The following is a 25,959-nucleotide window of genomic DNA, read 5'->3' on the forward strand; positions in this document are numbered from 1 at the left end:
CACCGCCGCTGCTGCCACCGCCGCTGCTTCCGCCACCGCTGCTTCCGCCACCGCCGCTGCTGCCACCGCCGCTGCTGCCACCGCCGCTGCTGCCACCGCCGCTGCTGCCGCCACCGCTGCTGCCGCCACCGCTGCTGCCGCCACCGCTGCTGCCACCGCCGCTGCTGCCACCGCCGCTGCTACCACCGCCGCTACTTCCACCGCCGCTACCGCTGCCGTTACCCTTGCCGCCGCCACTGCCCGAGCCCGCTGCGCCGCCGGCGCCATTACCGCTCGCACCTGCGCCACCGCTGCCAGCGCTCGCCGCGCCGTTGCCGCCGCGATGCTGCGTGCACCCGCCGATACTGGTGGTTGTGCAATCGCGCGGACTGAACACAATGGCCGCGTCGTCGGCAGCGGTCGGTTCATCAGGCGCGGTGCCAGTCGCCGCTGCGCCCGCCGCCGAACTGTCGTCCTGCACGCTTTGCGTCGCTGCGTGCGCGCCGCTCGCAGGCAGCGGTGCATCGGCAACCGTCATCAACTTGGGGACCGCATCCGTCGACGCCGAATACGCGACCTGGGTGATCAGCAAAGCTACACCCGCCGCGATTGCCGTACTCCGTAGTACCCCGAAGTAGTACTGATTGAATTTTGTGGTTTTCATCACGTCTCTCCCGAGGGGATGCCGACACCTCGCTGCCGCCATCTCCCACGCTGAATCGCCGACGCCGGGCCTGTCTGAACGCGAGCCTCGCCGTCCCCCGAGTCTGTTTTGCGGATGCAAGTCAAACACCATCACTGTCTTCCCGGCGCCGTAGCCGGTTTGCTGACAAACACTTACGTGCGCTTCAGCAGATACCGTTCAAACGCGCTTCGTCACGTACCGCTTCTTGTCACTGCGATTCGCGCAAGCGGCGCTCTCAGGCTCTCTTCCGATCTCTTCTGGATTCGAATGTCTGGACAGTACTTAGCGATATCCATGCCACGGTCCGCAAAGCCTTGCGGCGACGGGCGTCGAATAGGGGTGTGCGATGGCCGCGAGGAAAAAACGCAGGAAAATGTTTCGATGATGAAACGCGTGGCCGGAAAGCCGCCTTATTGCGCGTTATTCGTTGCGCGCGGCGTTTTCCGGCGTGTTTTCCGAGCCGCTGCCGGAGACCTTGCCGGCGTTGTCGCGCGCGGCCAATTGCAGTACACGCAGGTCGTCGACGGGGATATGACAGCGGATGCGATGCGCGGACGGCTGACCCGCGTCACCGCTGCCGGCTTCGAGGAAGGGCGGGTCTTCCTGCTCGCAGATCGCTCCGAGTTTGCGCGGGCAGCGCGTGTGGAACACGCAACCGGACGGCGGCGATGCGGCGCTCGGCAGATCGCCGGACAGCCGTATGCGGGCGGTGTTGTCGTGGGCGTCGAGGGTCGGCACCGAAGACAGAAGCGCTTCGGTGTAGGGATGATGCGGTCCGCCGAAAACCGCGGCTGCCGGTCCGATCTCCAGCAGCCGGCCGAGGTACAGCACTGCGATGCGATCCGACAGATAGCGCACCACATGCAGGTCATGCGAGATGAACACGTAGCTCACGCCGCGCTCGCGTTGCAGATCGGCGAGCAGGTTGAGGATCGCGGCCTGCACGGAGACGTCGAGCGCGGACGTGGGTTCGTCGCAAACCACCACGCGCGGCTCACCGGCAAACGCGCGCGCGATCGCCACGCGCTGCTTGAGTCCGCCGGACAACTGACGCGTGCGCGAACCGAGATAGCGTTCGGGCAAACGCACGGCCGCTGTCAACGTAGCGAGCCGTTCGTCGATTGCAGCGCCGCGCAGCGCGGTGAGGCGCGACAACGCACGACCGATCAGCCGCTTCACCGAATGCGCGCGATTGAGCGCCGAGTCCGGATTCTGGAACACGATCTGCAGCGACTTGACCTGCTCGTCGTTGCGTCGCGTGACGCGCGCGGCGAGCGGTGTGCCGTCCAGTTCGAGCACGCTGCCCGCGTCCGGTGTGAGCAGGCCGAGCATCAGCTTCGCGAGCGTCGTCTTGCCGCTGCCGGATTCGCCGACGAGGCCGAGCGTTTCGCCACTGGCGAGATCGATCGAAACGTTGTCGACCGCGCGCAGCGGAGCGCCGGATACGTGGAATGTCTTCGAGAGTTTTTCCGCGCGCAGCACGAGAGCAGGGCGCTCGCTCTCACGCAACGCATCGCCATGCAGAGGCAGTCCTTCCGCGGACGCACGCGGCAGTTCGATTGCGCGTTCGTGGTAATGGCAGCGCGACATCTGATCGCCGTGTGCGGCACTCACGCGATAGGGCGGCGGTGCTTCACGACGGCAGCGGTCGTCGGCGAGCCGGCACCGGTCGGCGTAAATGCAGCCTTGCGTGACCGAGCCGGGCAAGGGCAAATTGCCCGCGATGGTGTCGAGCCGCTCGGTGTCCTTGCTGCGTCCCGTGGTCGGCAAACAGCGCAGCAGTCCAACCGTATAGGGATGACGTGGCCGCGCGAATACGTCCTGGGTGGCGCCTTCCTCGACCAGCTTGCCTGCGTACAGCACGCCGACGCGCTCGCACATCCGTCCGATCACCGCGAGGTTGTGGCTGATGAACAGCACCGCAGTGCCGAGTTCTTCGCGCAGTTGCGCCACGAGATCGAGCACTTCGGCTTCGACGGTGGCGTCGAGGCCGGTGGTCGGTTCGTCGAGAATCAGCAAGGCCGGATTTGAGGCGAGCGCCATCGCGATCACAACGCGTTGCTGCATGCCGCCCGACAACTGATGCGGATAGCTGTCCATCACGCGTTCGGGTGCAGCAATGCGCACCCGCTGCAGTATCTCGACCGTGCGCCGCACGGCTTCGTCGCGCGAGACGCCGGCGGCTTCGAAGGCTTCCGTGACTTGCCGTGCGATCGTCAGTGACGGATTCAACGCGCGGCCTGGGTCCTGATAGACCATCGAAATCGCGTTCGCGCGCATCGTGCGTAACGCGTCCGCGTCGAGCTTCTGCACGTCCTGGCCGGCGATGATGATCTTGCCGGCCTTCACCTTGCCGTTACGCGGCAGATAGCGCAGCGCCGCCATTGCGACCGTCGACTTGCCGCAGCCCGATTCGCCGACGAGGCCATAGGCTTCGCCGCGCCGCACGCGAAACGAGACGTCCTGCAGCACTTCACGATCGCGTCCGCGCATCCGGTACGTGACCGTCAGGCCGACGACGGTCAGCGCATCCGTGCGATCGCTCTTCGAGACGTCGAAGGCGGGGAACGAGGCGGGCGGCGGGCCGTTCATCGGTCGAGCACTCCTTGCACGCTATCGGCGATCAGATTTACGCCGACCACGAGCGAAGCGATGGCGCCGGCGGCGAACACCACGGTCCACCATGCGCCACCGGCCATCAGCGTGTACGACTCGGACAGCGCGAGCCCCCAATCGGCCGAAGGGGGTTGAATGCCGAAACCAAGAAACGACAGCGTGGCGACCGCGAAAATGGCATACCCGAGCCGCACGGTCGCCTCGACGATGATCGGCGGCAGCACGTTCGGCAGAATCTCGGCGAACATGATGTACGGCGCGCGTTCGCCACGCAGTTGCGCGGCGGCGACGTAGTCCAGATGCCGTTCGGCGAACACGGCGGCGCGTACCGTACGCGCGGTGATCGGCGTGAAGGTAATGCCAATGACGAGAATCACGGTGAAGTTCGATGCGCCGACCGCGGCCAGCGCGAGCAACGCGACGATCACGAGCGGCAGCGCGAGCACGGCGTCGATTGCGCGGCCCACGACGTTATCGACCCAGCCCTCGAAGTAACCGACGATCAGGCCGAGGGCCGTTCCCGCGACCGTGCCGAGCAGGGTCGCCAAAGGTGCGATGGTCAGAATGTCGCGCGCGCCGACAATCACTCGAGAGAACACGTCACGGCCGAGCTGATCGGTGCCGAACCAATGCGTGCTATCGGGCGGCGTGAGCGAGTTGAGCGGATCGGAGGCATACGGGTCGATCCGTACGATCCATTGCCCGGCGATGGCACAAACGACCCACCATCCAACGATCAACACGCCGACCACAAACGTGGGCGAGCGCAGCAGCACGCGCAACTGGTCGAAGCGCGGTTCGGTAGCCGGGCGTGGCGCGGGCGGCGCGGCCGGCGGAACGATGGTGCTCATTCGGCGCTCCTCACTCGCAGTCGCGGATTGAGCAGGATATGCAGTGCATCGGCGACGAGGTTGGCGACGGTGTAGACCACGCCGATCGTCAGCACGCCCGCTTCTAGCATCGGAAAATCCTTGGCCTTGGCGGCGTTGTAGATCAGCGAGCCGATACCTTGGTAGTGGAACAGCGTCTCGACCACCACGAGGCCGCCGATCATGTAGCCGAGCTGCGTGGCGGCGACGGTGATGGTCGGGAGCAGCGCGTTGCGCAACACGTGCCGCCAGATCACGGTACGGCGCGGCAAGCCTTTGAGAATCGCGGTGCGGGTGTAGTCCGCATCGAGCGCTTCCACGGTGCCCGCGCGCGCCATTCTCGCGATGTAGCCGAAGAACACCAGCACCAGCGGCAGCACCGGCAGAATCAGATGCCGCAATTGTTCGAGCGCGTTCGCTTCGGGCGGATACGACGCTTCGATCGGCAACCAACGCAGCCACACGCCGAACACCAGAATCAGCACGATCGACGAGACGAACTCCGGCACGACGGTCGCCGACAAACCGGCGATGCTGATGGTGCGATCGAGCCAGCGTCCCGCGTGCATGGCCGACCAGACACCGCCCGCAATGCCGAGCGGCACGACGACGATAAACGCGAGCAGACCGAGCTTGGCCGAATGCGCCAGGGCGTCGGCGATAAACGGCGCAACCGGTTCACGGTACGCATAGGAGAGTCCCATGTCGCCGCGCACGAAATGCGAGATCCACTCGACGTATTGCGTCATGAGCGGCCGGTCCGCGCCGAGCTGATGATTGAGCGCGGCGACCGCGCGCGCATCGGCGAGCGGCCCGAGCACCGCGCGGCCGATATCGCCAGGCAGCAACTGGCCGCCCGCGAACACAATCACGGACAGCAGCCACAGCGTAATCAGCGACAAACCGACCCGCGTCGCCAGAAATCGCGCGACACGGCCGGCGTTGCCGCTGGGGACCGGAGAGGCGGAAGGGGTCACCGTGGTCGACATTGTGATCTCCTGCCGAAGAAGTGCCGTGCGCTCATGCTTTCAATGGCTTTCGCGCCCACTGCTTTCGCGTTCACCGCTTTTGCATCCACATCACGCGCTCAACACCGCGCGGTCGAAATAGAGTTGCGCGAGCGCGGTAAAGCGCACGCCGTTCACACCCTTGCGCATCGCGATCAACTGATCGTAAAAGAACGGAATGATCACGGGCGTTTCATCGAGCAGCAGCGTCTGGATCTGTCCGGAGATTTTCTTCTGCGTGCTGAGGTCGACCGCCGCGACGAACTGCGCGACCAGTTGATCGTATTGCGGGTTCTTGAAGTGCGCGGCGTTCCACGTGCCGGTGCTGGTAAGCGGCGCGTTCAGAAACACGTTCGGCACGCCGCGATGACCGTAATCGGTGATGCCGAGCGGCGAGTCGAGCCAATCCGATTTGCCCGGTGTGCCCGCGCCGTAGTACAGCGACTGACTCTCCACCTTCAGATTGATGCGCACGCCGATCGCCTTCGCTGCGTTCTGCACAACCACCGCAAGATCGGGAATTTCCATGTACTTCTCGGTGGTCAGCGTGACGTCGAAGCCGTTCGGCACACCCGCTTGCGCAAGCAGTTGCTTCGCCTTCGCGATGTCGATCTTGCGTTGCGCGACGCCTGCATCGGAAGACGGAAATACCGGTGCGAACGGGCTGTCGTTGCCGATCTGCGCACGGCCCTTGAACAGCCCTCGCACCAGCACGTCGCGATCGAGCGATAACGCCAGCGCCTGGCGCACGCGCTTGTCCTTGAACAGCGGGTTGTCGTTGCGCATATGAATCTGGCGATGCGCGCTCGACTTCACGCCGATTGCCTTGTAGTCCGGATTGTTCAGAATACCGGCGCCGCCCTGCACGGTGAACGTGCCCATTACATCGGCCTGATGGCCTTGCAGCGCGAGCATTTGCGCCTGTTCGTCGGCGTAGAACGAGAACTGTACGCGTTGTGGTAACGCTTTGTCGCCCCAGTAGTCCGGATTGCGCACGAACGAGGCGCCGACCTTCGCCTGATACTTTTCGAGCTTGAACGGACCGGTGCCGATGAAGCTCTTTTCATAACCACCCGCATAGTTCGCGGGCAGGATCACCGCGTTGAAATTGTCCGAGGAAACGTAGTACGGGAAGTTGCCGTTCGGTGCATCGAGATGGAAGGCGACCGTGTGCTCGTCGACGACCTTTGCACCGCCTTTCGACAGCACGCCCTTCAACACCGAGAGCGCTGCCGAACCGCTTGCCGGATCGGCGAGGCGATCGAAGGTGGCGACGACGTCTTTGGCGGTGAACGCCTGGCCGTCGTGGAATTTGACGTTCGGGCGCAGCGCGAAGGTCCACACGTCGCCCTTATCGTTCGCCTTCCACGACAAGGCGAGCGCCGGCTTCAGCATGAGCTTTTCGCCGTCGTCGTCGATCAGGAACTCGCCGGTCTGGTTCAGCAGCGCGAGGCTCGCCGCATCGTTCACGGTGAGCGGATCGACGGCGCCGGCCGGCGTCAGGTGGGCTACGCGGATTGTCTGGTTGGACGGACTCGCTGCGTTTTGCGCGCGGGCTCGCGGCGCATTCAGCACGCCGCCGCCAGCCAGCGACAAACCGATCACGCTCGCATAGCGCAGCAGATCGCGGCGCGTGATGCGGCCGGCGATGAATTCGTCGATGGCGTGATTGCCGTAGGCGTCGGCGGTGCGGCGGGCTAGGTCGAGTTCGAGAAATCGGTCCGCGGGAGTCTTCATCGATGGAGTGTCCAGTCCGTTCTGCTGTCGGTTCTGAAGGGCCGCGCCGGATAGGCGCGACAAGGCGACTTATTGCAATGACGAAAAGCTGCAGCGCGCTGCAGTGCTGAAAAGCGATTTCAGTGTAAGCGATTGCCCGCCGGTTCGGCGCGCTTGCAGCGCGGTCCGGTCTCCGTTTGGCGTATAAAAGGGCCGGCGTGTGTCGTCACGACAACGCTCGTGGGCTGTCTCGCCCGGCCTGCGCGAAGCGCACGATGCCGCAGCGCGGAAATTGCCGTTACGCCGTCGCCGCCGTGGAAACCTTACCGATCCTCCGCGTAGGCAAACTGGATTTACCGCGCAACCGTGTCGGCGCGGCGCCAGCGATGGAACAGTACCGAGCCGATCCAGCACGCCATGAAGGTTGCGACGATGCCGTAGCCCAGCGCGCCGAAGTGCTCGTTGAGACTCCCCACTGCGTCCCAAACACCGCCGTTCAAACCGAGTTTGTCCGACAGCAGTCCCAGCGCTTCGACGCCGCCAATGACGATCGCCACCACCGCCGAAACGAACGTGATGCTCGCGTTGTAGTAGAGCTTGCGCTTCGGATCGTCCATGGCCCAGCCGTAGGCGTGGACCATCAGCACGTTGTCGGTCGAATCGACCAGCGTCATGCCCGCGGTGAAGAGCGCCGGGAACACGAGGATCGAATACAGCGGCAGTCCTTTGCCGGCTTCGGACGCGGCAATCGCCAGCAGGCCGATCTCGGTCGCGGTATCGAAGCCGAGGCCGAACAGCACGCCGACCGGGTACATGTGCCAGCTTTTCGTCACGAGCCGGAACATCGGCCGCAATGCGCGCGACAACAGACCGGCGGGCGCGATGTTTGCCGACGTTTCAGCAGCGAGTTCGCCGCCGCGTTGGACGTGGCGATAGCGGCGCCACACGTCGCGCAGAATCACGAGGTTCACGCACGCCAGCACCAGCAGAAACACCGCCGAGACGATGGTGCCGATCGGGCCGCCTACCGCCTTGAAGGTTTCGAAGCGGCCGTGCAGCGAGTGCGCGGTCCACGCAATGCCGATCGTCGCCATGATCACGATCGTCGAATGGCCCAACGAAAACGCCAGACCCACGCCGAGTGGCCGCTTACCCGCCTGCATCAGCTTGCGCGTCACGGCGTCGATCGCGGCGATGTGGTCCGCATCCACCGCGTGGCGCAGACCGAAGCCATAGGCGAGCAGCGCGGTGCCGAGCAGCAGCGGATAGTGGCGAAACGCGATCAGCGCCCACGCCCATGCGCCGAGATTGGCGGCGATCAGGACGGCATACAGCGCGATGAGGCGAGGGCGCAGCGAGGCGGTCGGCGTCATGGCTTACGTGAAAGAGGTTTAGTGATCGTGCGGATGCTTGTGAATCGGATCGACCCAGAAGACCGTTTCCGGGGCTTCCACCGCGTCGATATTCAGATTCACCACCACCGCTTCATTGTCGCTGCGCACCAGCACGCATTCGAGCGGATCGTCGGTGCTCGCGTTGATTTCCTGATGCGGCACATAAGGCGGCACGAAGATGAAGTCGCCCGGACCGGCTTCGGCGGTGAACTCGAGGTGCTCGCCCCAGCGCATGCGTGCCTGGCCTCGCACCACGTAGATCACGCTTTCGAGCGCGCCGTGATGATGCGCGCCGGTCTTCGCATTCGGATGGATCGTCACGGTGCCGGCCCAGATTTTCTGCGCGCCGACGCGCGCCGCGTTGATCGCCGCCGCGCGATTCATGCCCGGCGTTTGCGCGGTATTGCTGTCGAGCTGGTCGCCCTTGATGACCTTGACGCCGTGCTCGCGCCAATCGATTGGCGCCGCCGGTTGCTCGTCCTTGTAGTGCGGGTGTTCGTGATCCTGGCTCATGGTGCGTCTCCTCGTGGGCGTTATTCCGGGCGGTCAGCACGGCGCCGTCTGGCATTTTTGCACGTTCAAAAACGTGTGTGTTGCCGGCTGCCGCAGGCGGCGTCGCGGACGAAAAAAAAGCCCATCCACAGGGGATGGGCCTTTTGCTGTCTGCCTTCATTGCGTCGCATTCGATTGCCGGTTGCAGCACATGGCGTGTTGCAACCCGTAGCGCTTATTTATGCTTCGCGTTGATCACGGCTTCCGCGACGTTGTTCGGCGTTTCAGCGTAGTGCTTGAACTCCATCGTGTACGTCGCGCGGCCTTGCGTTGCCGAACGCAGCGACGTCGAATAGCCGAACATCTCCGCGAGCGGCACTTCGGCGCGCACCAGCTTGCCGCCACCGCCGGCGATGTCTTCCATGCCTTGCACCATGCCGCGACGGCTCGACAGATCGCCCATCACGTTGCCCATGAAGTCTTCCGGTGTTTCCACTTCGACGGCCATCATCGGTTCGAGCAGCACCGGCTTGGCCTTGCGCATCGCGTCCTTGAACGCCATCGAACCGGCCATGCGGAACGCGTTTTCGTTCGAGTCGACGTCGTGGTACGAACCGAAGGTTAGCGTCACCTTCACGTCGACCACCGGATAGCCCGCCAGCACGCCGGCCTTCAGCGTTTCCTGAATGCCCTTGTCGACCGCCGGAATGTATTCACGCGGAATCACACCGCCCTTGATCGCGTCGACGAATTCGTAGCCCTTGCCTTGCGCCGACGGTTCGAGCGTGATCACCGCGTGGCCGTACTGGCCGCGGCCGCCTGACTGCTTGACGAACTTGCCTTCGACGTCTTCGACCTTGTTGCGCACGGTTTCGCGGTAAGCCACCTGCGGCTTGCCGACGGTCGCTTCGACGCCGAACTCGCGCTTCATCCGGTCGACCAGAATCTCCAGGTGCAACTCGCCCATCCCGGAGATGATGGTCTGGCCGGATTCTTCATCCGTCTGCACGCGGAACGACGGGTCTTCCTGCGCCAGACGATTGAGCGCGATGCCCATCTTTTCCTGGTCGACCTTGGTCTTCGGCTCGACGGCCTGCGAAATCACCGGTTCCGGGAAAATCATCTTTTCCAGAATGATCACGTGTTGCGGATCGCACAACGTGTCGCCCGTGGTTGCTTCTTTCAGGCCGACTGCCGCGGCAATGTCGCCACAGTAAACTTCCTTGATTTCCTTGCGCTCGTTCGCATGCATCTGCAGGATCCGGCCAAGGCGTTCCTTCTTTTCCTTGGTCGCGTTGTAGACGGTATCGCCCGAATTCACCACGCCCGAATACACGCGGAAGAAAATCAGCTGGCCCACGAACGGGTCGGTCATGATCTTGAAGGCGAGCGCGGAGAACGGATCGTCGTCTTTCGGATGCCGCTCGATTTCGTTGTCGTGCTCGTCGTGACCGGTAATCGCGGGGATGTCGAGCGGCGAGGGCAGATAGTCGATCACCGCGTCGAGCATGGCCTGCACGCCCTTGTTCTTGAACGCGCTGCCGCACAGCATCGGCACGATCTCGTTGGCGATGGTACGCACACGAATACCGTGCTTGATTTCCTCTTCGGTCAGCGTGCCGCCATGCAGATATTTGTCGAGCAGTTCCTCGCTCGCTTCAGCGGCGGCCTCGACCATCTTGTCGTGCCATTCCTTCGCGGTAGCCTCGAGCTCGGGCGGAATGTCGCGGTACTCGAATTTGATGCCCTGGTTCTCTTCGTCCCAGTAAATCGCCTTCATCTTGACGAGGTCGACCACGCCCTGGAAATGATCTTCCGCACCGACCGGAATCTGGATCGGCACCGCGACGCCCTTCAGGCGATCGCCGATTTGCCGCTGCACACGGAAGAAGTCCGCGCCGACGCGGTCCATCTTGTTGACGAACGCAATGCGCGGCACCTTGTACTTGTTCGCCTGACGCCACACGGTTTCGGATTGCGGCTGTACGCCGCCAACCGAGTCGTACACCATGCAGGCGCCGTCGAGCACGCGCATCGAGCGCTCGACCTCAATCGTGAAGTCGACGTGACCCGGGGTGTCGATGATGTTGATCCGGTGTTCCGGATAGTTGCCGGCCATACCCTTCCAGAAAGCAGTCGTGGCAGCCGATGTGATCGTGATGCCGCGCTCCTGCTCCTGTTCCATCCAGTCCATCGTCGCAGCACCGTCGTGAACCTCGCCGATCTTGTGGGTCACGCCTGTGTAGAACAGGATGCGTTCAGTGGTGGTGGTTTTGCCGGCGTCGATGTGAGCGCTAATGCCGATATTCCGGTAGCGCTCGATGGGAGTCTTGCGGGGCACGTGAACCTCCTTGAAATGGCGCGCCTGAAACGCTTGCCGGGCGGCAGTCTGTGCTGCCCGGGGAGCCTTGGATGCTGCTTTGCCAAGAATACTAGGATAGCGCGTCGGCCTGTCTTTTGCAGGAATCTTGCCAGCTCCGTGTGAAGGCCTGCTGGTATGGGCTCGCGCGACGCCGCCGGCCTCCGCCGCGTGCTGCCGCGCATCGCCTGCCCCGCGCCGAATGGAAAAAAGCCGGTGCCTCGCGAAAGGCACCGGCTTTTTTCAAAGGCGGCTGCTGAAGAATCGGCAGGGTGTTGTCGTGGTCGACGCGCCTTTATTGCGCGGCCGGCAAGCCCTGGATCTTCATGCCCGGTTTGATGCCTTTCGACGAGAACCAGCCCTTGCTCATTTCCAACGCATACACGCCGTTGTTCTTCGGGCAGTGATTGTTGGTGGTCTCGGCCTGCATCTCGTCGATGTCGGTGACCGTGCCGTCGGCGCGCATGAACGCGATCGACAGCGGGATCAACGTGTTCTTCATCCAGAAGCAATGCACGGCGGTTTCATTGAAGACGAACAGCATGCCTTCATTCGGCGCGAGGTTCGTGCGATACATCAGACCTTGTTCGCGATCGGCGTCGTTAGCGGCGACGGCTGCGTCGATCACGAACATGCCCGCGGTCAGCTTTGCGCGCGGAAAGTCGCCGGGCTGCTTCGCACCGGCCGGCATCTGTTGCGCATGAGCGGGGGCAGCGGTGGTCGCGGCGAACGACATCGCGGCGAGCGGCAGTGCAACGGCAACAGCGAAACGCGCAATCAACGAGCGCATGGGAAATCGCACGGCATGACTCCTTGCTGGAATTTAACTCGCGAATGTTACGCGAGCGCGTCAAAAACAAAAAGGCAGATCGCCTTGCGGTGATCTGCCTTTCAACGCCGTAAGAACGGCAATGAAGCTAGTTCTTGACTGCGTTTTTACAACAAACTTACTCCGAAGCGCCCGAAGCTGCAGCTGCTGCTGCTGCCTTCTTGTGCGACTTCTTGTGAGCGTGCTTCGTGGTCTTCTTTGCCGACGAAGCTGCTGCTGCCGGAGCTGCCGAAGCTGCTGCCGGTGCCGAAGCTTGTGCGAATGCTGCCGTTGCGAAGAGACCAGCGACCAGAGCGGCGATCAGTTTGTTCATTTTGTAAATCCTCAGCTTTAGTTGATTAACCAAATGACCCGGTTATATGTAGAGTCATGTCGGTAAACGTGCCATCCACCTTTCGGTTGACAGCCGCATCGAACATTTTTCTCGACGCGTCTGCTTAGCGCTCAGACTCCCCGTACTCACCGCCAGAGCGGCGTGTGCAAAGGCCCTTAAGGCTGAATGCCGGATAGCTTCGGGCGGCATCTGCGTCGAATAACGCGTGAGCTCGCGCACCGGTTGACGTGAATTTCGTGGAAAATTTATATGCCGACGTGCTGAAGCAAATGAATGGCTGCAGAGTGATCGTGAACGCAATTGTTTCACGCGTTTTTCATATTGGTTTCACGCGCTATTTTGTTTGCGGATACAACGAGTTAGCTATTTCGACGCGGGTCGAAATAGCGGTTCGATGCAGGTTCCGTGCAGACATGGCGCGCATGCAAATGCGTTCAGGCGATGCCTTCCCATGGGGCCTTCAGCGGCAACTCGACGCTCTCTCCAGGCTGCAACCCGAGCGAAAAAATATCGAGTGCACCGATACCGGCGCGCACGAGACGCAATGTGGGGAAACCCACCGCGGCGGTCATGCGTCGCACCTGGCGGTTCTTGCCTTCCGTGATCGACAATTCGATCCACGTGGTCGGAATCGCTGCGCGATAGCGGATCGGCGGCGTGCGGGTCCAGAGCGAGTCGGTCGGCTCGACGTATTCGGCGCGGCAGGGCCGCGTCACGTAGTCGCCGAGATCGACGCCGCGCGCGAGCTTCTTCAAGGTGGCATCGTCGACTGCGCCTTCCACCTGTGCCCAATAACGTTTGACAAGTTTGTGACGCGGCTCCGCGATGCGTGCCTGCAGCGCGCCGTCGTCGGTGAGGAGTAGCAGCCCTTCGCTATCGGAGTCGAGCCGGCCCGCCGGATAGATGCCGGGCACTTTCACCCAGTCGGCCAGCGACGCCCGCGTTTCGTGCGGCGAAAACTGACAGATGGTGCCGAACGGTTTGTTCAGGGCGAGAAGTCGCATAGAGGAATCAATGAAGGTCGAGCGGCGGCGGGAGCGTGCCGCGCAGGCCAGGAAGGGCGCTGCTCGGTAGTAAATGGCGGAATAATAATGCATAATGAGCCACGCCAAGTCTTATGTCTTATATAAGATAGATGAGTAAGCGGCGTTGCTAACTTTGATTTTCGACAATGTTGGAAAACCCCGAGCCGTATGCGGACTCGGGCCTGCGTCAGCGTGGGCTAGAATAGACGACCAGGCCGCTCGCAGGCGTCCGGCATTGCGTAGCGAGGAGCACCCAGTTTCCGCAGTCTCCCATCAGCTTTCAGCACAGCCTTCACTGGAGTCCGATCATGCCGTACCAGCACATCAAGGTTCCGACCGGCGGTGACAAGATCACCGTCAACGCAGATTTCTCGCTCAACATTTCCGACCAGCCGATCATTCCGTATATCGAAGGCGACGGAACGGGCCTCGACATCACGCCGGTGATGCTGAAAGTGGTGGATGCCGCGGTAGAAAAAGCCTACGCGGGCAAAAAGAAAATCCACTGGATGGAAATCTACGCCGGCGAAAAGTCGACCAAGGTGTACGGCCCGGACGTGTGGCTGCCGGAAGAAACGCTGCAGGTGCTGAAGGAATACGTCGTCTCGATCAAGGGTCCGCTCACCACGCCGGTCGGCGGCGGCATCCGCTCGCTGAATGTCGCGCTGCGTCAGGAACTCGATCTGTATGTCTGCCTGCGCCCGGTGCAGTACTTCAAGGGCGTGCCTTCACCGGTGCGTGAACCCGAAAAGATCGACATGGTGATCTTCCGCGAGAATTCGGAAGACATCTATGCCGGCATCGAATGGCCTGCCGGGTCGGAAGATGCGAAGAAGGTCATCAAGTTCCTGCGCGAAGAAATGGGTGTGAAGAAGATCCGCTTCCCGGAAACCTCGGGGATCGGTGTCAAGCCGGTGTCGCGCGAAGGCACGGAGCGCCTCGTGCGCAAGGCGATCCAGTATGCGCTCGACAACAATCGCCGCTCGGTCACGCTGGTGCACAAGGGCAACATCATGAAGTTCACCGAAGGCGCGTTCCGCGACTACGGCTATGCGCTGGCGCAGAAGGAATTCGCTGCGGAGCTGATCGACGGCGGTCCGTGGATGAAGATCAAGAACCCGAAAACGGGTGGTGACATCGTTGTGAAAGACGTGATTGCGGACGCGTTCCTGCAGCAGATCCTGCTGCGTCCGGCGGAATACGACGTGATCGCCACGCTGAACCTGAACGGCGACTACATTTCAGACGCGCTGGCCGCGCAGGTCGGTGGTATCGGGATTGCGCCGGGGGCGAACATGTCGGATTCGGTCGCGATGTTCGAAGCCACCCACGGCACGGCGCCGAAGTACGCCGGCAAAGACTACGTAAATCCGGGTTCGGAAATTCTTTCGGCTGAAATGATGCTGCGTCACATGGGCTGGACTGAAGCGGCCGACCTGATCATCAAGTCGATGGAAAAGTCGATTCTGCAAAAGCGGGTCACCTATGACTTCGCGCGCTTGATGGAAGGCGCGACGCAGGTGTCCTGCTCGGGCTTTGGCCAGGTGTTGATCGAAAATATGTAAGCGATTCGCGCTGGTTTTTCCAGCCTGAGTCAAAACCCCGGCGCCGTAAGGCGGCCGGGGTTTTTTTACGGCCGGCGGCAGCGGTTGAGCATCGAAAGCGTTCGGAAAGAGAGACGGGTGTCCGATATTTGGGTATTCGCGTTATCCCCGCCTCAAGCAATGGTCACGATTTGCCGTAAATCAGAATGTGCCGCCCAAAAAAAGAAACCCGGCATGAAGCCGGGTTTCAAAAGGACGGGTAACGAACAGGTTCAGGCAGGTGCCTGGATGTTCGATGCCTGTTTGCCTTTCGGGCCTTGCACGACCTCGAAGGTTACTTTTTGACCTTCCTTGAGGGTCTTGAACCCATTCATCTGGATGGCCGAGAAGTGTGCAAACAGATCCTCACCACCTTCGTCAGGCGTGATGAATCCGAAACCTTTTGCGTCATTGAACCATTTGACCGTACCAGTTGCCATTCCAACTTCCCCTGTAACTCATGTCACTACCACGAGCCCTCGAAAAGCTCGACGACCGCGCGATGCAGCCGCTCCCTCCTCACAAGCTCACCATCGGCATTTTTTCGATTTATGGCGCAGTGAAAAAAGTGCCAGCTTGATTGTTGAGGCTCTTTATTCGAGTGTCAAGAAAATTTTGAGACGTCGTTGTCGCGTTGCAAACAGGCGTTTTCCAGGGTTTTTCCCGCTTTTGTTTTCTTATGTGCGGTTGCCCAAGCGTGCTGTCTTGAAAAGTCGCATAATCGACTCACATGCTGTTCTGCGGGTCGCACACCGTCCGCTGGCCGGGGGCGTGCCGTCAGCCAGCATGGGCAGGTTGTGCGATACTCGATCCGACTGCGGCGCAGCACGGCCGCGACGCATCACAGGATAGGGGCCGGCTCCGCAATCGGCTCGTCGAATGACGCACCGCTTTGGGGTATTTACCCATCAGGCGGGAGCGAACGGGCTCACCGGCCGGTCGGCTGGGTTTTGACAGGATTGCGGGCCTGTCCTAGTTGTTTAGAATGGGTGTATGGCGATTATCCCGGACAAGCAGGACGGCACCGTACTGGAGCGGCAGGAAAAGAAGCTGAAGCCGCCTTCCATGTACAAGGTAGTGCTGCTGAATGACGACTTCACGCCAATGGAATTTGTCGTGATGATCGTGCAGGAATATTTCAATAAAGATCGTGAAACCGCAACGCAGGTGATGTTGAAGGTGCATCGCGAGGGCAGGGGAGTTTGTGGGGTCTATACGCGGGACATCGCGTCGACCAAAGTCGAGCAAGTCGTTACCCACGCACGGCAGGCCGGGCATCCGCTGCAGTGTGTGATGGAGGAAGCATGATTGCCCAGGAACTGGAAGTCAGCCTGCACATGGCGTTCATGGAAGCACGCCAGGCGCGGCACGAGTTCATAACGGTCGAACATCTTTTGCTGGCACTGTTGGACAATCCAACAGCGGCGGAGGTGTTGCGTGCATGCGCGGCCAATATCGAGGATCTGCGCCAGAACCTGCGCAACTTCATTCATGACAACACGCCGACCGTGCCTGGCACGGACGACGTCGACACGCAACCCACGCTGGGTTTCCAGCGTGTGATCCAGCGCGCGATCATGCATGTGCAATCCACCTCGAATGGCAAGAAGGAAGTGACCGGCGCGAACGTGCTGGTGGCGATCTTCGGCGAGAAGGATTCGCATGCGGTGTACTACCTGCAGCAGCAGGGCGTGACGCGTCTGGATGTGGTGAATTTCATCTCGCATGGCATTGCCAAGACCAGCAGCACGGACGCCGCGAAAGCGAGCGACGCGAATGCTGAGTCCGACGAAGCCGCCGCGCAGAAGGAAACGCCACTCGCCCAGTTCACGCAGAACCTGAACCAGATGGCGAAAGACGGCCGCATCGACCCGCTGATCGGGCGCGAGTCGGAAGTCGAGCGCGTGGTGCAGGTGCTATGCCGTCGCCGCAAGAACAATCCGCTGCTGGTTGGCGAGGCCGGCGTCGGCAAGACCGCGATCGCCGAAGGGCTCGCCTGGCGCATTACGCGCGGCGAAGTGCCGGATATTCTGGCCGATGCGCAGGTGTATTCGCTCGACATGGGCGCGCTGCTCGCCGGCACCAAGTATCGCGGCGACTTCGAACAACGCCTGAAGACGGTCCTCAAGGAATTGAAGGAACGTCCGCACGCAATTCTGTTCATCGACGAAATTCATACGCTGATCGGCGCGGGCGCTGCGTCGGGCGGCACGCTGGACGCATCGAATCTGCTGAAGCCGGCGTTGTCGTCGGGCACGCTCAAGTGCATCGGTGCGACCACGTTCACCGAATATCGCGGCATCTTCGAAAAAGACGCGGCATTGTCGCGTCGTTTCCAGAAGGTCGACGTGACCGAGCCGACCGTCGAGCAGACGGTGGCGATCCTGCGTGGCCTGAAGTCGCGCTTCGAAGAGCACCACGGCGTGAAGTATTCGTCGGGCGCGCTGTCGGCGGCGGCTGAGTTGTCGGCACGCTTCATCACGGATCGTCATCTGCCGGACAAGGCGATCGACGTGATCGACGAAGCGGGTGCTGCGCAACGCATCCTGCCGAAGTCGAAGCAGAAGAAAACCATTGGCAAGAACGAGATTGAAGAAATCATCTCGAAGATTGCTCGCGTCCCGCCGCAAAGCGTGTCGCAAGACGATCGCAGCAAGCTGCAAACGCTGGATCGCGATCTGAAGAGCGTGGTGTTCGGACAAGACCCGGCCATCGACGCGCTGTCGGCTGCGATCAAGATGGCGCGTGCAGGCCTCGGCAAGCTGGACAAGCCGATTGGCGCCTTCCTGTTCTCCGGCCCCACCGGCGTCGGCAAGACGGAAGTGGCGAAGCAACTGGCGTTCACGCTGGGGATCGAATTGATCCGCTTCGACATGTCGGAATACATGGAGCGTCATGCGGTGAGCCGTTTGATCGGCGCGCCGCCGGGCTATGTCGGTTTCGACCAGGGCGGTCTGTTGACCGAAGCTGTCACGAAGAAGCCGCATTGCGTGTTGCTGCTCGACGAAATCGAGAAGGCGCATCCGGACATCTACAACGTGCTGCTGCAGGTGATGGACCACGGCACGCTGACGGACAACAACGGCCGCAAGGCGGATTTCCGCAACGTCATCATCATCATGACGACGAACGCGGGCGCCGAGGCAATGGGCAAGGCGGTGATCGGCTTCACGAATCGTCGGGAAACCGGCGACGAAATGGTCGACATCAAGCGCATGTTCACGCCGGAGTTCCGTAACCGTCTGGACGCAACGATCAGCTTCCGCTCGCTCGATGAAGAAATCATCATGCGCGTGGTCGACAAGTTCCTGATGCAGTTGGAAGATCAGTTGCATGAGAAGAAGGTCGACGCGCTCTTCACCGACGCGTTGCGTGCTCACCTCGCGAAACACGGTTTCGATCCGTTGATGGGTGCGCGGCCGATGCAACGTCTGATCCAGGACACGATCCGTCGTGCGCTGGCCGACGAGTTGCTGTTCGGCAAGCTGATGAACGGCGGGCGCGTGACGGTCGACGTGGATGCGGAAGACAAGGTGCAGTTGACCTTCGACGAGCATCCGGCACCGCGTAATCCGAATCCGGAAGCGGTCGAGGTTGAATAAGTCGGTCGAGTAAGCGTTTCAGTCTCACCTGAAAGCAGAACGGCGCGGGTTGAACCCCGCGCCGTTCTGCTTTTTGCGTTGTGCGAAACGCTTGTTGCTAGTTGGAAGCAAGCGAAGCTTCAACGCTTATCGATACGCTTAGTGCTTGCCGGTGCTGCCGAATCCGCCCGCGCCACGCTCGCTGGTTTCGAAATCGTCGACGATATTGAACTCGGCCTGCACGACGGGCACGATCACCAGTTGCGCGAGGCGCTCCATCGGATTCAGCACGAACGTGGTTGTGCCGCGATTCCACGTCGAAATCATCAGTTGCCCTTGATAATCCGAATCGATCAGCCCGACCAGGTTACCGAGCACGATGCCGTGCTTATGACCCAGACCCGAACGCGGCAGAATCAACGCCGCATAACCCGGATCGCCGACGTGAATCGCCAGACCCGTCGGCACCAGCGCGGTTTCGCCGGGTTTGAGGGTCAACGGTTCGTCGAGGCAGGCGCGCAGGTCGAGGCCCGCGCTGCCGGTGGTTGCGTAGGCCGGGAGTTGTTCGCGCATGCGCGCATCGAGAATCTTCAGGTCGAGTTTCATGCAGGTTCGAAGGTTTAAGGATTGGAGGCCGGGCGTCCGAGTTCGAACGCGTCGGCGAGAAGTTCATAGGAGCGCAGCCGGGCGCGATAGCTGCCCGCTACGGTGAGCACGATCAATTCGTCGGCCTGGAACTGCTCCTGCAAGGCATGCAGCCGTTCAGTGACGGTTTCTGGCGTGCCGATGATACTGCGCGGCTTCTCGCGGTCGATCACCAGTCGCTCGCGTTCGCCGTATTCTTGCGCGATGCCTTGTTCGATTGTCGGGATCGGCTCGTTCAGGCCATAGGCCATTTGCACGCGACGCAGGTCGACGGCCTTTTCCAGATCGGCGGCTTCCTGCTCCGTGTCCGCGCAAATCACGAAGACGGCGGCGGCGAGATACGGCTGTTGCGTTTCCAGACTGGCTTTGAAGCGCTCGCGATAGGCAAGCGCCACCTGGTGCCCGAAATGCGCGTTGATGAAATGCGCGAACGCAAAGCGGATACCGAGTTGTGCCGCCAGGAGGCCACCGAATTCGCTGGAGCCGAGCATCCACAGTTGAGGGCGTGTCGCGATCTGCGGCTGCAGCAGCACACCGTGCGCAATGTGATCGGTGGGCAATGTGCCGTGCATCAGGCCGACGAGATCGGCAACCTGCTGCGGGAAAATGTCGCCGCGGTTGTAGGCGCCGGCTGCGACCGCCTGCGCTGTTTGCATGTCGCCGCCTGGCGCGCGGCCTACGCCGAGATCGATCCGATTCGGGAATAACGCCTCGAGCATCATGAACTGCTCGGCGACTTTGAACGGGCTGTAGTACGGCAGCATCACGCCGCCGGAGCCCAGGCGAATGCGTTGGGTGACGCTGCCGAGGCGCGCCAGCATGACCTCGGGGCATGGGTTCGACACGCCGCGCAAGCCGTGATGCTCGGCGCACCAGTAGCGCGTGTAGCCGAGATCGTCAGCCAGCTGTGCGAGTTCGACGGTGGCGGCAATTGCGTCCGCCACTGAGTGCCCGCCGATCACGGGCGTTTGATCGAGCACGGAAAGTAGCGTCATGTCAGTACTGCTCCAGATAATTCGGTGCGCTAAAGGCGCGCGCGGCGAAAGCAGTTTGCGCCGCGACGCGCAGCTTTAGCGGATCAGACTTGTGTCGGGCAGACGCCTGGCAATTTCCACGATCAAGGCGCGCGCGAGCGTCTGCTTGTCGGCGCGCGGCAGTTTGGTTGCACCGCCTGCTTCGAACAGAATGACCTCGTTGTCGTCGAGACCGAAAGTGAGCGGGCCGAGATTGCCGATCAGAAGCGGCACGTTCTTGCGCGCGCGCTTTTCTTCACCGTGCACTTCGAGATCGCCGCTTTCCGCTGCAAAGCCGACTGCGAAAGGTGGATGCGGCAGCTTGGCGACTGCTGCCAGGATGTCAGGATTCTCGACGAACGTGAAGGTGGGCAGTGCGCGCTCGGCGGTCTTCTTGATCTTGTGTTCGCTGGCGTGATCGACGCGCCAGTCTGCCACCGCGGCCACGCCGATGAAGATGTCTGCGTCCGCGACCGAGCGCATCACCGCGTCGTGCATTTGCTGTGCGGTTTGCACGTCCTGGCGGAACACGCCCCACGGCGTTTCCAGCGCGACGGGGCCGGCGATCAGATGCACTTCGGCGCCGGCTTGTTGCGCGGCGCGTGCCAGCGCAAAGCCCATCTTGCCGCTCGAACGATTGGTGATGCCGCGCACCGGATCGAGCGGCTCGAAGGTCGGGCCGGCGGTCAGCAACACGCGGCGGCCGGACAGGATCTTCGGCGAGAAGAATGACGCGATCGCTTCGTAAGTCGCGGCCGCTTCGAGCATGCGACCGTCGCCGACTTCGCCGCAGGCTTGCGGACCCGAATCGGGGCCGAGCACTTCGATGCCGTCCGCGCGCAACTGCGTGACGTTGCGTTGGGTGGCCGGGTTTTGCCACATCTGCCGGTTCATCGCCGGCACAACGAGCAGCGGGCAATCGCGCGCGACACACAGCGTCGACAGCAGGTCGTCGGCCATGCCGTGCGCAAGTTTGGCGAGGAAGTCGGTGGAGGCGGGCGCAATGACGATCGCGTCGGCTTCACGCGAGAGATCGATATGCGCCATGTTGTTCGGCACACGAGCGTCCCACTGGCTCGTGTAGACCGGCCGGCCGGACAGCGCCTGCATCGTAACGGGGGTGATGAACTGCGTGGCCGCTTCGGTCATGACGACCTGCACGGTCGCGCCGGCCTTGGTCAACAGACGCGTGAGTTCGGCGATCTTGTAGCAGGCAATGCCGCCCGTCATGCCGAGGACGAGGTGTTTTCCTGCGAGTTCTGCGGTTGCCAACGAAAGCCTCCGACAAAGCGTGGTCTACCTATACGCGTTACCGCGAGCCGCGCACGCGCCGCAACTCGTCGAGCACGAGCAGGATCGCGCCGATCGTGATCGCGCTGTCGGCGAGATTGAACGCCGGCCAGTGCCACGTGCGTACGTGAAAATCGAGAAAGTCGATCACATGGCCGTACGCCAGCCGGTCGATCACGTTGCCAAGCGCGCCGCCCAGAATCAGCGCGAGCGCCGTGCAGAACATCTTCTGCCCGCCGTGGCGCTTGAGCAGATAGCAGATCACCAGCGCCGCGACCACGCCGAGCGCGGTGAACGCCCAGCGCTGCCAGCCACCCGCCATCGCGAGGAAGCTGAAGGCGGCGCCGCGGTTGTACACGAGGATCAGGTTGAAAAACGGCGCGACCTCATGCGGAACACCGTAGGCGAACACCTTCTGGACCGCGATCTTGGTGAGCTGATCGAACAGGATCACGATCAGCGCGACGCCGAGCCACGGCGCCAGCGAACCACCGGCAGCTGACGATTTCGACATGGTTTTCGCCATTATGCCGCGCTCCTCACTTCACCGTTGCCGAACAGATTGCTGAAGCAGCGGCCGCACAGGGTGGGGTGCTCGGCGTTGGCGCCGACGTCCGCGCGGTAGTGCCAGCAGCGTTCGCACTTCAGATACTTCGAGGCGATCACCTCAACGCTTTCTTCCGCTTCGCTATCGACCTTCACAACGCTCGCCGCCGACGTGATCAGCACGAACTTCAGGTCGTCGCCGAGGCTCGTGAGCGCGTCGTAACGCGCGCCGCTCGCGCGGATTTCGACTTCCGCCTGCAGCGACGAACCGATCAGGTTCGCGACGCGTGCTTCTTCCAGCGCCTTGGTCACATCGCTACGCGCGGCGCGCAGCAGCGTCCATTTGTCGAGCAGCTCGCCAGCTTGCGGCACTGCCGGGAACGCGTGATACGTCTCGGTGAAGATCGTTTCGCTGTTCGGCTGGAACACCTTCCACGCTTCTTCCGCGGTGAACGACATGAACGGCGCCATCAGGCGCAGCAGGCCGTGTGCGATGTGATACAGCGCGGTCTGAGCCGAGCGGCGCGCGACGGAGTCAGCCGCCGTGGTGTACAGACGGTCTTTCAGCACATCCAGATAGAAGCCGCCCAGGTCTTCCGAGCAGAACGTCTGCAGCTTGGCGACCACCGGGTGGAACTCGTATTTGTCGTAGTGCGAGAGGATGTCGTTTTGCAGATTTGCCGACAGCGCCACCGCGTAACGATCGATCTCGAGCCAGTCTTCGACCGGACGCGCGTGTTGCGCGAAGTCGAAATCCGACAGGTTCGCGAGCAGGAAGCGCAGCGTGTTGCGGATACGGCGATAGCCTTCCGTCACGCGCTTCAGGATCTCTTCGGAGATCGCCAGCTCGCCCGAGTAATCGGTCGAGGCGATCCACAGACGGATGATTTCCGCGCCAAGGCGGTTCGCCACTTCGTGCGGGTCGATACCGTTGCCGAGCGACTTGCTCATCTTGCGGCCTTCGCCGTCGACGGTGAAGCCGTGCGTCAGCAGCGCGTTGTAGGGCGGGCGGCCGTCGAGCATCGAAGCGGTCAGGAGCGACGAATGGAACCAGCCGCGGTGCTGGTCCGAGCCTTCCAGATACAGGTCAGCCGGGAATTGCAGTTCGTCTTTGTGCGAGCCGCGCAGGACGTGCCAGTGCGTGGTGCCCGAATCGAACCAGACGTCGAGCGTGTCGCGGTTCTTTTCGTACATGTTGGCGTCGTCGCCTAGCAGTTCGCGCGGGTCGAGCGTTTGCCACGCTTCGATGCCTGCCTTCTCGACGCGTTGCGCAACTTCCTCAAGCAATTCCAGCGTGCGCGGATGCAGCTCGCCGGTTTCTTTGTGCACGAAGAACGCCATCGGCACGCCCCATTGACGCTGACGCGACAGCGTCCAGTCCGGGCGGTTGGCGATCATGCTGAACAGGCGCTGTTTGCCCCACGACGGATAGAAGGCGGTGTTCTCGATGCCTTCGAGCGCGGTTTCGCGCAGCGTCTTGTCGGTGTCGTTCGGCTTCACGTCCATGCCGGCGAACCATTGCGAGGTCGCACGGTAGATGATCGGCGTCTTATGGCGCCAGCAGTGCATGTAGCTGTGCGTGTACTTCTCGGTGCGCAGCAACGAGCCGGCCGCTTGCAGGGCTTCGACGATCTGCGGATTCGCCGCCCAGATCGACAGGCCGCCGAACAGCGCGAGCGATTCGATGTAACGGCCGTCGCCCATCACCGGATTAATGATGTCCGAATCGGCCATGCCGTGCGCCTTGCACGACACGAAGTCTTCCACGCCGTACGCCGGCGACGAGTGCACCACACCCGTACCGGATTCAGTCGTCACGTAGTCGCCGAGATAAACCGGCGCCGTGCGCTTGTAGGCCGGATGCGCGGAGGCGAGCGGGTGATTGAAGCGCAGGTTGACGAGCTTCGCGCCCGGCGTGGTCGCGATGACCGTACCTTCCAGTCCGTACAGTTGCAGGCACGCTTCAACGCGCTCTTCAGCCAGGATCAGCAAGCCGCGCGGCGTATCGACCAGCGCGTAGACGATTTCCGGATGCAGGTTCAGCGCCTGGTTGGCGGGGATGGTCCACGGCGTGGTGGTCCAGATCACGATGCCGCCTTCGTTGCGCGGCAGTGCATTCAGGCCGAACGCCTGCGCGGTCTTTTCCGGCTCGGCGAAGCTGAACAGCACGTCGATGGTCGGATCGGTCTTGTCCTTGTACTCAACTTCCGCTTCGGCCAACGCCGAGCCGCAGTCGAAACACCAGTTGACCGGCTTCAGGCCGCGGAAGACGTAACCCTTTTCCATGATCTTCGCGAGCGCGCGGATTTCACCGGCTTCGTTCGTGAAGTTCATCGTCTTGTACGGGTTATCCCAATCGCCGAGCACGCCCAGACGGCGGAAGCCGACCTTCTGCTTCTCGATCTGTTCGGTCGCGTAAGCGCGCGCCTTCTGCATCACTTCGGCCGCCGGCAGCGACTTGCCGAACTGCTTTTCGATCTGGATTTCGATCGGCATGCCGTGGCAATCCCAGCCCGGCACATAGACCGCGTCAAAGCCCGCCAGATTGCGCGCCTTGACGATCATGTCCTTAAGGATCTTGTTGACCGCGTGGCCCAAGTGGATGTCGCCGTTCGCATACGGCGGGCCGTCGTGCAGGATGAATTTCTTACGGCCCTTGGAGGCGGCGCGGATCTTCTCGTAGACCTTGCGTTCCTGCCATTCCTTGACCCATTGCGGCTCGCGCTTGGGCAGGTCGCCACGCATCGGGAACGGCGTGTCGAGCAGGTTGACCGGGTAGCGTGACTGCGGTTTCGAATCGGCTTTCTTGTTGCTCATGATGAGGTCGCGGTGAATTCTTTCTAAGCGCAGCGAAGCTGCGGTATGCGCAAGATGCGCAGGGCGTTGGGCGCGCCCGGCAGGCATGTCGCGTAATCCACGGACGCCCTTCGATGCGCGCAGCAGTGGGTACATGCAGCGCTTCAGCGCGCTCACATGTACCGCGGCGGCTATCTAATTCGGTCAGTGGCCGAAGTGGCGAAACCGGTGGATCGGCTGCCCGGCGTGCCGGCGCCGACGGCCGCGAACCACGCGCGCGCATTGGCGACGTCGCGCGCGATGGCGGCGGTCAGTGTTTCGAGGTCGACGTATTTTTCCTCGTCGCGCAGCTTCTTCAGGAATTCGACGCGCACGAGTTTGCCATACGCGTCGCCGTGCCAGTCGAGCAGGTGTACTTCGAGCAGCACGCGGCCGGAATCGTCGACGGTGGGGCGCAGGCCGAGGCTGGCGACGCCAGGCAGCGGTTCGTCGGCCACGCCATGCACGCGCACCACGAAAATGCCGGCCAATGCCGGGCGTTTGTGCGCGATCGCCAGATTGAGCGTGGGGAAGCCGAGGTCGCGACCGAGCTTCATGCCATGTACGACATGGCCGCTGATCAGGTAATCGCGGCCCAGCGCGGCACGCGCGGAGTCGAGATCGCCCGCTACCAGCGCCGCGCGCACGCCCGAGCTGGAAATGCGCGCGCCGGACGGATCGGCCACGGTTGCCATCTGCTCGACTTCGAACCCGTGCAGTTGGCCCGCGGCCTTGAGCGAGGCGAAATCGCCCGCGCGCTTGGCGCCGTAGCGGAAGTCGTCGCCGATCATCACCCAGCGAGCATGCAGCCCGTTGACGATGATCCGTTCGACAAACGCATCCGGCGACTGGCTCGCGAAGGTATGGTTGAAATGCTCGACCACGACCCGGTCGACACCGTTGGTGCGCAGCGCCTCGAGCTTGTCGCGTAGCATGGCGATTCGCGGCGGCGCGCCGGCGGGGTTGAAGAATTCGCGCGGGTGCGGCTCGAAGGTCATCACGCAGACGGGCAGGCCGCGAGCATCGGCGGCGGCCCGGACGTGGGCGAGCAAAGCCTGATGGCCGCGGTGGACACCGTCGAAGTTGCCGATGGTCAGTGCGCAGGGCGCACGGCTTTCGGCATTGGGAAGACCGCGGAAGACTCTCACGATAGCGGGTTTG

20 protein-coding genes and 1 pseudogene are annotated in these 25,959 nt (G+C 62.3%); 3 read left to right on the forward strand and 18 right to left on the reverse strand.

What is annotated here, in order from left to right; genetic code table 11:
• The 11 genes and pseudogenes from BM438_RS23845 to BM438_RS23895 form a co-directional block, all read right to left on the reverse strand.
• Positions 1-643: pseudogene (locus BM438_RS23845) on the reverse strand (hypothetical protein); the annotation flags it as partial.
• A 441-nt stretch (positions 644-1,084) separates the two neighbouring features.
• Positions 1,085-3,256: an ABC transporter ATP-binding protein gene (locus tag BM438_RS23850; protein WP_093638856.1), complete on the reverse strand. Its 2,172-nt coding sequence runs from the start codon at positions 3,254-3,256 to the stop codon at positions 1,085-1,087.
• On the reverse strand, positions 3,253-4,131 hold the full coding sequence (locus BM438_RS23855; RefSeq protein ID WP_093638859.1) for an ABC transporter permease: 879 nt from the start codon (positions 4,129-4,131) through the stop codon (positions 3,253-3,255). The genes BM438_RS23850 and BM438_RS23855 overlap by 4 nt, the downstream gene beginning before the upstream one ends.
• Entirely contained in the window at positions 4,128-5,138 is a 1,011-nt protein-coding gene (locus BM438_RS23860; protein WP_093638862.1) for an ABC transporter permease, read from the reverse strand. Before BM438_RS23860 ends, BM438_RS23855 begins: the two co-directional genes overlap by 4 nt.
• A 90-nt stretch (positions 5,139-5,228) precedes the next feature.
• A complete protein-coding gene (locus BM438_RS23865) occupies positions 5,229-6,893 on the reverse strand; it encodes an ABC transporter substrate-binding protein (protein ID WP_093638865.1) in 1,665 nt (554 codons plus the stop codon).
• Between the two features lie 332 nt (positions 6,894-7,225).
• Positions 7,226-8,245: a HoxN/HupN/NixA family nickel/cobalt transporter gene (locus tag BM438_RS23870; RefSeq protein ID WP_093638868.1), complete on the reverse strand. Its 1,020-nt coding sequence runs from the start codon at positions 8,243-8,245 to the stop codon at positions 7,226-7,228.
• An 18-nt stretch (positions 8,246-8,263) separates the two neighbouring features.
• On the reverse strand, positions 8,264-8,779 hold the full coding sequence (locus tag BM438_RS23875; RefSeq protein ID WP_093638871.1) for a cupin domain-containing protein: 516 nt from the start codon (positions 8,777-8,779) through the stop codon (positions 8,264-8,266).
• Between the two features lie 214 nt (positions 8,780-8,993).
• Complete coding sequence (gene fusA / locus BM438_RS23880; RefSeq protein ID WP_093638874.1) at positions 8,994-11,099, reverse strand: elongation factor G; 2,106 nt, start codon at positions 11,097-11,099, stop codon at positions 8,994-8,996.
• Between the two features lie 313 nt (positions 11,100-11,412).
• A complete protein-coding gene (locus BM438_RS23885) occupies positions 11,413-11,919 on the reverse strand; it encodes a DUF192 domain-containing protein (RefSeq protein ID WP_093638877.1) in 507 nt (168 codons plus the stop codon).
• 145 nt (positions 11,920-12,064) lie between these two features.
• Positions 12,065-12,259 carry a hypothetical protein gene (locus BM438_RS23890; RefSeq protein WP_011489640.1) on the reverse strand — a complete coding sequence of 65 codons (195 nt, stop codon included), beginning with the start codon at positions 12,257-12,259 and terminating at the stop codon, positions 12,065-12,067.
• A gap of 455 nt (positions 12,260-12,714) precedes the next feature.
• Positions 12,715-13,284, reverse strand: coding sequence for a pseudouridine synthase (locus tag BM438_RS23895; RefSeq protein ID WP_054042670.1), 570 nt, complete (start codon positions 13,282-13,284; stop codon positions 12,715-12,717).
• A 329-nt stretch (positions 13,285-13,613) separates the two neighbouring features.
• Between BM438_RS23895 and icd the strand changes: the two genes are divergently transcribed.
• Positions 13,614-14,870 (forward strand): NADP-dependent isocitrate dehydrogenase, encoded by a 1,257-nt coding sequence (gene icd, locus BM438_RS23900; protein WP_093638881.1) that lies wholly within the window; start codon positions 13,614-13,616, stop codon positions 14,868-14,870.
• A gap of 251 nt (positions 14,871-15,121) precedes the next feature.
• Here the strand turns inward: icd and BM438_RS23905 are convergent, their stop codons facing one another.
• Positions 15,122-15,328, reverse strand: coding sequence for a cold-shock protein (locus tag BM438_RS23905; protein WP_007180614.1), 207 nt, complete (start codon positions 15,326-15,328; stop codon positions 15,122-15,124).
• Between the two features lie 553 nt (positions 15,329-15,881).
• Here BM438_RS23905 and clpS point away from each other — a divergent pair.
• Together clpS and clpA are read left to right on the forward strand one after the other, a co-directional pair.
• Complete coding sequence (gene clpS / locus BM438_RS23910; protein ID WP_006050100.1) at positions 15,882-16,196, forward strand: ATP-dependent Clp protease adapter ClpS; 315 nt, start codon at positions 15,882-15,884, stop codon at positions 16,194-16,196.
• Positions 16,193-18,490 (forward strand): ATP-dependent Clp protease ATP-binding subunit ClpA, encoded by a 2,298-nt coding sequence (gene clpA / locus BM438_RS23915; RefSeq protein ID WP_074282414.1) that lies wholly within the window; start codon positions 16,193-16,195, stop codon positions 18,488-18,490. The genes clpS and clpA overlap by 4 nt, the downstream gene beginning before the upstream one ends.
• Positions 18,491-18,628: 138 nt before the next feature.
• Here clpA and dut read toward each other — a convergent pair whose 3' ends face one another.
• The 6 genes from dut to BM438_RS23945 form a co-directional block, all read right to left on the reverse strand.
• The gene (gene dut, locus BM438_RS23920; protein ID WP_054042650.1) at positions 18,629-19,075 is read right to left on the reverse strand and encodes a dUTP diphosphatase; all 447 of its coding nucleotides are present in this window, start codon (positions 19,073-19,075) and stop codon (positions 18,629-18,631) included.
• A 14-nt stretch (positions 19,076-19,089) separates the two neighbouring features.
• Positions 19,090-20,109 carry an LLM class flavin-dependent oxidoreductase gene (locus tag BM438_RS23925; RefSeq protein WP_093638884.1) on the reverse strand — a complete coding sequence of 340 codons (1,020 nt, stop codon included), beginning with the start codon at positions 20,107-20,109 and terminating at the stop codon, positions 19,090-19,092.
• 75 nt (positions 20,110-20,184) lie between these two features.
• Positions 20,185-21,399, reverse strand: a complete 1,215-nt coding sequence (gene coaBC, locus BM438_RS23930) for a bifunctional phosphopantothenoylcysteine decarboxylase/phosphopantothenate--cysteine ligase CoaBC (protein WP_093638887.1) — start codon at positions 21,397-21,399, stop codon at positions 20,185-20,187.
• Positions 21,400-21,436: 37 nt separating this feature from the next.
• Positions 21,437-21,943, reverse strand: coding sequence for a signal peptidase II (gene lspA / locus BM438_RS23935; RefSeq protein WP_093638890.1), 507 nt, complete (start codon positions 21,941-21,943; stop codon positions 21,437-21,439).
• Positions 21,943-24,780 carry an isoleucine--tRNA ligase gene (ileS, locus tag BM438_RS23940; RefSeq protein WP_093639270.1) on the reverse strand — a complete coding sequence of 946 codons (2,838 nt, stop codon included), beginning with the start codon at positions 24,778-24,780 and terminating at the stop codon, positions 21,943-21,945. Before ileS ends, lspA begins: the two co-directional genes overlap by 1 nt.
• Positions 24,781-24,950: 170 nt before the next feature.
• Positions 24,951-25,946: a bifunctional riboflavin kinase/FAD synthetase gene (locus BM438_RS23945; RefSeq protein ID WP_054042648.1), complete on the reverse strand. Its 996-nt coding sequence runs from the start codon at positions 25,944-25,946 to the stop codon at positions 24,951-24,953.
• Positions 25,947-25,959: the final 13 nt, after the last annotated feature.

Source organism: Paraburkholderia aspalathi (genome assembly GCF_900116445.1).
GTDB classification, from domain to species: domain Bacteria; phylum Pseudomonadota; class Gammaproteobacteria; order Burkholderiales; family Burkholderiaceae; genus Paraburkholderia; species Paraburkholderia aspalathi.

Bases quoted from the DNA above. Each gene is read 5' to 3' on its own strand.
- BM438_RS23850 (WP_093638856.1), bottom strand. From the start codon at position 3,256: ATGAACGGCCCGCCGCCCGCCTCGTTCCCCGCCTTCGACGTCTCGAAG.
- BM438_RS23855 (WP_093638859.1), bottom strand. From the start codon at position 4,131: ATGAGCACCATCGTTCCGCCGGCCGCGCCGCCCGCGCCACGCCCGGCT.
- BM438_RS23860 (WP_093638862.1), bottom strand. From the start codon at position 5,138: ATGTCGACCACGGTGACCCCTTCCGCCTCTCCGGTCCCCAGCGGCAAC.
- BM438_RS23865 (WP_093638865.1), bottom strand. From the start codon at position 6,893: ATGAAGACTCCCGCGGACCGATTTCTCGAACTCGACCTAGCCCGCCGC.
- BM438_RS23870 (WP_093638868.1), bottom strand. From the start codon at position 8,245: ATGACGCCGACCGCCTCGCTGCGCCCTCGCCTCATCGCGCTGTATGCC.
- BM438_RS23875 (WP_093638871.1), bottom strand. From the start codon at position 8,779: ATGAGCCAGGATCACGAACACCCGCACTACAAGGACGAGCAACCGGCG.
- BM438_RS23890 (WP_011489640.1), bottom strand. From the start codon at position 12,259: ATGAACAAACTGATCGCCGCTCTGGTCGCTGGTCTCTTCGCAACGGCA.
- BM438_RS23895 (WP_054042670.1), bottom strand. From the start codon at position 13,284: ATGCGACTTCTCGCCCTGAACAAACCGTTCGGCACCATCTGTCAGTTT.
- icd (WP_093638881.1), top strand. From the start codon at position 13,614: ATGCCGTACCAGCACATCAAGGTTCCGACCGGCGGTGACAAGATCACC.
- BM438_RS23905 (WP_007180614.1), bottom strand. From the start codon at position 15,328: ATGGCAACTGGTACGGTCAAATGGTTCAATGACGCAAAAGGTTTCGGA.
- clpS (WP_006050100.1), top strand. From the start codon at position 15,882: ATGGCGATTATCCCGGACAAGCAGGACGGCACCGTACTGGAGCGGCAG.
- clpA (WP_074282414.1), top strand. From the start codon at position 16,193: ATGATTGCCCAGGAACTGGAAGTCAGCCTGCACATGGCGTTCATGGAA.
- dut (WP_054042650.1), bottom strand. From the start codon at position 19,075: ATGAAACTCGACCTGAAGATTCTCGATGCGCGCATGCGCGAACAACTC.
- BM438_RS23925 (WP_093638884.1), bottom strand. From the start codon at position 20,109: ATGACGCTACTTTCCGTGCTCGATCAAACGCCCGTGATCGGCGGGCAC.
- lspA (WP_093638890.1), bottom strand. From the start codon at position 21,943: ATGGCGAAAACCATGTCGAAATCGTCAGCTGCCGGTGGTTCGCTGGCG.
- ileS (WP_093639270.1), bottom strand. From the start codon at position 24,780: ATGAGCAACAAGAAAGCCGATTCGAAACCGCAGTCACGCTACCCGGTC.